Annotated in this window: 1 protein-coding gene; it reads left to right on the forward strand. The window is 67.5% G+C overall.

Annotated elements, in window-relative coordinates:
• Positions 1–138 precede the first annotated feature (138 nt).
• On the forward strand, positions 139–1260 hold the full coding sequence (locus ACIRVH_RS46470) for an IS30 family transposase (protein WP_403967187.1): 1122 nt from the start codon (positions 139–141) through the stop codon (positions 1258–1260).
• Positions 1261–1300: the final 40 nt, after the last annotated feature.

Here is a 1300-nt window from a genome sequence, read left to right on the forward strand (position 1 = left end):
CTTGAGTTCTAGCGGTCGTCGCAACATCCCAGTTCAAGGGGTGCGATGGACTTCGAGGTCCGAGGAGACCGGAAGCCGCAGGGAGCCAGGAAGCTCTCCCGGGAGCGGGCGGCATACTCCCAGTTCATGCGGCAGGGCTTGAGCAACGAAGAAGCGTGCCGGATCGTCGGGATCAACCCGAAGACCGGCAGACGTTGGCGCAACGGACGCAATGCGTCCGGCGGGAACAAGGCGGCACCACCGCTCACCACGGTGGTGCCGCCTTCTGCGCCCTCACGGCATCTGAACGAGCGTGACCGCATCCACATCGCTGACCGGCTCCGCGAGAAGGCCACCGTCCGCGCGATCGCCGCCGAGCTGGGCCGAAGCCCGTCCACCATCAGCCGGGAGATCCGCCGTAACCGCCACCCGGTCAACGGTCAGTACCGCCCCTACGCGGCACAGACGCGCGCCGATGCCCGCCGGCCCCGTCCGAAGACAGGAAAGATCGCCCAGAACCCCGAACTGCGCGACTTCATCCAGGACCGCCTGGACCTGCGGTGGAGCCCGGAGCAGATCTGCCAGGCTCTGCGGGCACACTTCCCCGACCGGCCGGAGATGCACGTGGTCCACGAAACGGTCTACCAGGCTCTCTACGTCCAAGGACGCGGCGAACTGCGCCGCGAGCTCGCAAAGGCTCTGCGCTCGGGACGCACCCGCCGCAAACCGCACCGCCAGGCCGCTGCCCGGCAGCCCCGCTTCACCGACCCCATGGTCATGATCAGCGAACGGCCCGCAGAGGCCGAGGACCGGGCAGTGCCCGGCCACTGGGAAGGCGACCTCATCATCGGCAAGGACGGCGCCTCCGCCATCGGCACCCTCGTCGAACGCGCCACCCGCTACGTGATGCTTCTGTACCTGCCCGACGGCCGCAGCGCCGAGCAGGTACGCGACGCCCTGGTGAGCACTGTCCAGACGCTGCCCGGACACCTGATGCGCTCGCTGACCTGGGACCAGGGTTCTGAAATGGCCGCCCACAAGAGCTTCAGCATCGCTACCGACACCCCGGTCTACTTCTGCGATCCGGCCAGTCCCTGGCAGCGCGGCTCGAACGAGAACACCAACGGCCTGCTACGGCAGTACTTCCCCAAGGGCACCGACCTGTCCGTCCACCCCCACGAACACCTCGACACCGTCGCCGCCGAACTCAACGGCCGCCCACGCAAAACGCTCGGCTGGGAAACCCCAGCCGAGCGCCTGCATAAACTGCTCGCGGCCTGATCAACACAACCACCTGTTGCAATGACCCCTAGAAAGCGCC

Origin of the sequence: Streptomyces sp. NPDC101165 (genome assembly GCF_044768135.1) — a bacterium.
Taxonomy (GTDB): domain Bacteria; phylum Actinomycetota; class Actinomycetes; order Streptomycetales; family Streptomycetaceae; genus Streptomyces.